This is a genomic window from Schnuerera sp. (genome assembly GCF_035459645.1).
GTDB lineage: Bacteria > Bacillota > Clostridia > Tissierellales > Tepidimicrobiaceae > Schnuerera.
In genome coordinates this window covers 1-5,715 of the sequence record NZ_DATHXO010000409.1, presented here as the reverse complement: position 1 = coordinate 5,715, position 5,715 = coordinate 1, and the positions used below count along the sequence as shown (strand labels likewise).

The 5,715-nt window shown below is 31.3% G+C and carries 7 protein-coding genes; 2 read left to right on the top strand and 5 right to left on the bottom strand.

Annotation, left to right across the window (positions count from 1 at the left end):
- The 3 genes from rpmF to VK998_RS09670 form a co-directional block, all read right to left on the bottom strand.
- The coding region (gene rpmF / locus VK998_RS09680) for a 50S ribosomal protein L32 (RefSeq protein ID WP_325227927.1) at positions 1–450 on the bottom strand (450 nt) is incomplete at its 3' end.
- A gap of 13 nt (positions 451–463) precedes the next feature.
- Positions 464–976 (bottom strand): YceD family protein, encoded by a 513-nt coding sequence (locus VK998_RS09675; RefSeq protein ID WP_325227926.1) that lies wholly within the window; start codon positions 974–976, stop codon positions 464–466.
- Positions 977–1,040: 64 nt separating this feature from the next.
- Entirely contained in the window at positions 1,041–2,240 is a 1,200-nt protein-coding gene (locus VK998_RS09670) for an acetate/propionate family kinase (protein WP_325227925.1), read from the bottom strand.
- Between the two features lie 128 nt (positions 2,241–2,368).
- Between VK998_RS09670 and VK998_RS09665 the strand changes: the two genes are divergently transcribed.
- Together VK998_RS09665 and ylbJ are read left to right on the top strand one after the other, a co-directional pair.
- Entirely contained in the window at positions 2,369–3,625 is a 1,257-nt protein-coding gene (locus VK998_RS09665; RefSeq protein ID WP_325227924.1) for a nucleotidyltransferase, read from the top strand.
- Between the two features lie 140 nt (positions 3,626–3,765).
- Positions 3,766–4,965 carry a sporulation integral membrane protein YlbJ gene (gene ylbJ, locus VK998_RS09660; RefSeq protein ID WP_325227923.1) on the top strand — a complete coding sequence of 400 codons (1,200 nt, stop codon included), beginning with the start codon at positions 3,766–3,768 and terminating at the stop codon, positions 4,963–4,965.
- Here ylbJ and VK998_RS09655 read toward each other — a convergent pair whose 3' ends face one another.
- A complete protein-coding gene (locus VK998_RS09655) occupies positions 4,966–5,412 on the bottom strand; it encodes an ATPase (RefSeq protein ID WP_325227922.1) in 447 nt (148 codons plus the stop codon).
- A gap of 1 nt (position 5,413) precedes the next feature.
- The coding region (gene coaD, locus VK998_RS09650; protein WP_325227921.1) for a pantetheine-phosphate adenylyltransferase at positions 5,414–5,715 on the bottom strand (302 nt) is incomplete at its 5' end.

Sequence of the window (5,715 nt, the reverse complement as noted above, 5' to 3'; positions counted from 1 at the left end):
GGTCGCCATGATGGGAGCCCCTGACAGGGCATCCACCCCGCGAATTATCGCGGTGTTGCCCTCGATATGGATGTCCGCGCCCATACGCTGGATTTCCTGGACGTGCATGAAGCGGTTCTCGAAGATGGTCTCGACCACCGTGGACGTCCCCTCGGCCACCGCGTTCATGGCCACGAACTGCGCCTGCATGTCGGTGGGGAAGCCCGGATGCGGCGCGGTACGGATATCGACGGCCTTGGGCCGACGCCCGTGCATGTCGAGGCGAATCCAGTCCTCGCCCAACTCGATCTCCGCGCCGGCCTGCTCAAGCTTGGCCAGGACGGCATCGAGGAGTTCGGGACGCGTGTCGCGCACCAGGATTTCAGAAATTGTAGCCTTTGTTAATCTATAAGCAGAGGCTCTTCTTCTATCTCTTCTAGCTTTTGACGTTTTTCGCTTTGGTACTGCCAACTAAAACACCTCCTTATTTCTTTGGAAACAAATCTTTAAGTATTGCTAATCTTGGATCTACATCTTCTATAACACATTGACATTCTTCTTTATTACGATTGGTGCCACATTTAGGACATAATCCTTTGCACTCATCATGGCAAAGAGGTTTCATAGGTAGGGATAAAATTATTGTGCTAATTATATATTCATCTAAATCCAGTTCTTCATCACTATAGTATATAACTTCGTCTTCACCATCAAAGTCAATTCTATCCATTTTTTCAATTAGCTTTCCTGATAAAACAGATTCTTCTTCCTTAGTAAAAAGTTCTAAACATCTACCACAAGCTTCCTCGTAGTTATAAAATATATTTAGATGTAATAGCTTATCCTTATCTACCCGATATATTTCTCCTTCATATCTAATTGGTTCAATAAATTTAATCTTTCTTCCATTAACATCTAAAAAATCTTTTTCCAACTTTCCCTTAACAGGAATACTGGAAACTGCTTCATCACGAAAATTTGATAAATCAACATTCATAATTTTCACCTCTTGAACTAACACACATTATTATATAAAGGAGGCCAATATTTGTCAAGAAAATTTAATTATTTTTAACTAACTCTAATGTATCCCTAGCTATCATCAATTCTTCATTTGTAGGAATAACTAGTATCGCAGTAGAAGTAATATCTTTATTTACAATTGCTTCCTTTCCTCTAACTTGATTTAATTCTTTATCTAATTTGATGTTAATACATTCTAAACCATCACATATATGTTCTCTAATTGTAATAGAATTTTCCCCTATTCCTGCAGTGAATACTAAAGCATCTATATTACACATTAATGCAGCATAAGCACCAATATATTTTTTAACCCTATTAGAGAATAACTCTAATGCAAGTTTAGCTCGTTCATTTCCCTCATTAGCTGCTTCTTCTAAATCTCTAAAATCACTACTAATTCCTGAAATGCCAAGAACTCCAGATTTTTTGTTTAGCATTTGATTAACTTCGTCAAATGTTAAACCTTCTTTTTCCATAATAAAAGGTATTACAGCAGGATCCACATCCCCTGATCTTGTACCCATAGCTAGGCCTTCTAAAGGAGTAAAGCCCATGCTGGTTTCAATAGATTTTCCACCTTGTACAGCACAAACACTAGCACCATTACCTAAATGACATGTTACAATATTAAGTTCTTCAATAGGTTTTCCTAACATTTCAGCTGCTCGTTGAGATACATATTTATGAGATGTACCATGGAATCCATATTTTCTAATACCATATTTCTCATATAACTTATATGGTAAAGGATATATATAGTTTGACATAGGAATTGTCTGATGGAAAGCAGTATCGAAAACGCCCACCATAGGAGTATTAGGCATCAGTTCTTTACAAGCCTCTATCCCCATTATATTAGGTGGATTATGAAGAGGAGCTAATTCAATACAGTCGTTTATAGCTTCCATTACATCATCATCAATTAAGACAGATTGTGCAAATTTTTCTCCACCATGAACTACTCTATGGCCAACAGCGCCTATTTCATCCATTGATTTTATTGCACCATAATTAGAATCCACTAGAGCGTTTAATACTAATTCTAGAGCTTTCCTATGGTCTGACATAGGTTCTTCGATTATTACTTCATCTTTACCTATAGTTGTATGTTTAACTCTTGAACCCTCTATACCAATTCTTTCAACTAAACCTTTTGCAAGTACTTCTTCATTTTTCATATTTATTAACTGGTATTTTAACGAAGAACTACCACAATTAATAACTAAAATATTCATATTACACTCCTCCTATTAAAATGTATTCTCATAAACAATATTAATATATATTCGTTAAAAAATCAACGATATTATAGTCCATTAATTTTATGTTATAATATTGGTAAAACCTTAAGGAGGTTACCAATATGAAAGTAGTAGGCTTAATAACTGAATATAATCCTTTCCATTTAGGTCATAAATATCATTTAACTAAGTCAAAAGAAGTAACTAACTCAGACTATTCTATAGTTGTAATGAGTGGTTCATTTGTCCAAAGAGGTGAACCATCTTTAATCGATAAATGGACTAAAACTAAGATGGCAATAGATAATGGAGTAGATTTAGTTATCGAACTACCCTTTATCTTTTCAACCCAATCAGCAGAACTATTTGCCTATGGAAGCATAGCTTTACTCAATAGTTTAAATATTGTTGATTATGTTGTTTTTGGTAGTGAATTAGGTAGTCTTGACTACCTAATAAAAATAGCACAGATTTTACTAGATGAGCCTCCTTATTATAAAGAGAGATTAAAAAAACACCTTAATGATGGAAACTCTTTTTCTGTATCCCGTAGCAATGCATTAAAAGACTACTTTTGTAAATTTAATATCAAACTAAAACATGGTATTCATCTAAAAGACATTTTAAAAATGTCTAATAATATATTAGCTATTGAATATTTAAAGGCTTTAAAAAAACTGAATAGCAAAATTCAGCCAGTAACTATTAAACGTATTGGCAGTTCTTATAGAGAAACCCAATTAAATCACAAAATATCAAGTGCTACTGGAATAAGGAATAAATTAATAAATGAAAATATTGAATCTGTAAAAAGTTATATGCCAATCCATTCTTATGGCCATCTAATAGATTATATCAATAAATACAAAAAATTCAATATGTTAGATAATTATACCCAAATAATCCATTATTTATTAAGAATTAGACATATAAATAATTTAGTAAATATTATGGATGTAGAAACAGGGCTTGAAAATAGAATTATAAATAAGAGTTCAGAATATAATAATATAAATTCTTTAATACAAGAAGTATCAACTAAAAGATATACCAAAACAAGGATTCAAAGGATATTAATACATTTGATGGCAAGCTTAAGTGAGCCTATATTTAAAGATTTATTCAATCATTACCCTGCTTATATAAGGGTTTTAGGTGCAAATAAAAATGGGTTTATACTACTAAACAGAATAAAAGAAAAATCTGATCTACCAATAATTATAAAGTTTTCTGAATACAATAAATACAAAGATCCGTATTTAAAGAAGATTTTATCTTATGATAAAAAAGCTACAGATTTATTCTTCCTTGGTTTAAATACTTCAAAGCCTTTTATGAATATGGATTATTATACATCCCCATATATAAGAAAAAAATAGTTGTATTGGGACCATACATTAGAATATTTATTGCAAATAATCCATATTAATATTTTAATCATATTAAAGCTTAACAAAAATATAATTTTAATAAGGACTTTTTTACCAAAATTATTGGACAGCTAAAAGGAGGCAAGGTAATGAGAAAGTCTTCTATTAATTTTTTATTTATATTTGTTATTGTTTTGATATTGATTAGCATTATAAAGCATCCAAAATTATCGCTAGAAAGTGCATATGAAGGCTTACTAACTTGGGGCAATATAGTCGTCCCGTCTTTGTTTCCTTTTTTTGTCGTTTCTGAATTATTAATAGCTAGTGGTTTTGTAAATTTTATTAGCAGACTTCTAGAACCACTAATGAAACCTTTATTCAATGTTCCTGGTGCTGGAGCTTTTTCATTTTCCATGAGTGTTGTATCTGGATATCCTGTAGGAGCAAAAATTGTATCCAATTTAAGACAGAATAATCTTATATCACAAGCTGAAGCAGAAAGGGCTATCTGTTTTTCCAGTACATCTGGTCCCTTATTTATGCTAGGTGCAGTTTCCATAGGAATGTTAAATAACCCTTCAGCTGCTCCATTAATTATATACCCCCATTATCTGGGGGCTATTACATTGGCATTTTTATTAAGATTTTACAAAAAAACTACCAATAATATCACAACAGAAAAAAAAGAATGTAAAATAAAAAAAACAAATCATAAAATATCAATATTGCAAAAAAATATTTCCATTGGGTCTATTTTATCTGATAGTGTAAAAAACAGCATAAATACTATAACTCTAATTGGTGGATTTATGATCTTTTATTCTGTATTAACTGAGCTTCTTTTTGTTTCTAAATTTTTTAATCAATTTATCTATTTTATTAATAAAATAGTTCCTTTAGAAATAGATAGAGAACTGTTTAGTGGCTTTATTGCTGGTATATTAGAAGTAACTACTGGATGCAAAAAAATAGCAACTGTTAATACAAGTTTAATATACAAGATAACAATAATCAATTTTTTAATTGGTTGGAGTGGTTTTTCTATTCATAGCCAAGCCTTAAGTTTCATTAATAAAACAGATATACAAAATAGAGTATATTTATTTGCTAAATTTTTACATGGCGTTTTTTCTTCAATATATGGCATAATACTATATTATGTAAAATATAGTACTATAATAAAACCTTCTTTTATGCCAAGATTAAATATGCAAGAATCAATATATCCATTAGGATGGCCATCTTTGTTCATTGGTTCATTTAAACTGGCTATATTTATAACCATATATATATTATTATCATCATTGATTTTATTGCTAATATACTCTTTGTTTTCGTGGGATTGATTATTTATCGCCTCTTAATTCTTGTCTATTTTGATTTAATAAATCAATAAGATCCTTTAAATCTTCCTGTGTTTCCAATAATATATTGTCCGCATACTCTAAAGCACCTAATCGAATACTTTTAGCATTAGTTTGAGCTTTTGTGATGATTTCTTCAGCCATTTCCTTAGCTTTTTTTGTAATCTCCTCTTCTTCTATCAACTCTTCTAATTTCAATTCTGCCTCATTTAAAATTGTATCTGCATCTTTTTGAGCTTCAGCTAAAATTCTTTGACGTTCTTCCTTTATCCAAGAAGCTTGTTTTATTTCATCTGGAAGTCTAATTCTTATCTCTCTAATAATTTCAAATATTTCATCAGCATCAACCATTGCCTTACTTGAAAAAGGTAGAGAAGAAGCATTTTCTAAAACATCTTCTATTTCATCGATTAATTTAAGTACGTCCATTTTACTCCTTACCTCCTTTTATCTTTTCTATTAAAGCTTTTTCCACTTCATCTGGAACAAAACAGGATATATTTCCTCCAAACATTGCTACCTCTTTTACTATACTGGAACTCAAATATGCATATCTACCTCTAGATACCATAAACAAAGTTTCAATATCATCTTCTAGTTTTTTGTTTACAAGAGCCATTTGCATCTCATATTCAAAATCTGATACTGCCCTTAAACCTCTAATCATAGTTGTACATTCTCTTTCTTTAGCATAGTCTATCAACAATCCAGAGAATGTATCGACTTCTACAT

Bases quoted from the DNA above. Each gene is read 5' to 3' on its own strand.
- VK998_RS09655 (WP_325227922.1), bottom strand. From the start codon at position 5,412: ATGGACGTACTTAAATTAATCGATGAAATAGAAGATGTTTTAGAAAAT.
- VK998_RS09665 (WP_325227924.1), top strand. From the start codon at position 2,369: ATGAAAGTAGTAGGCTTAATAACTGAATATAATCCTTTCCATTTAGGT.
- VK998_RS09670 (WP_325227925.1), bottom strand. From the start codon at position 2,240: ATGAATATTTTAGTTATTAATTGTGGTAGTTCTTCGTTAAAATACCAG.
- VK998_RS09675 (WP_325227926.1), bottom strand. From the start codon at position 976: ATGAATGTTGATTTATCAAATTTTCGTGATGAAGCAGTTTCCAGTATT.
- ylbJ (WP_325227923.1), top strand. From the start codon at position 3,766: ATGAGAAAGTCTTCTATTAATTTTTTATTTATATTTGTTATTGTTTTG.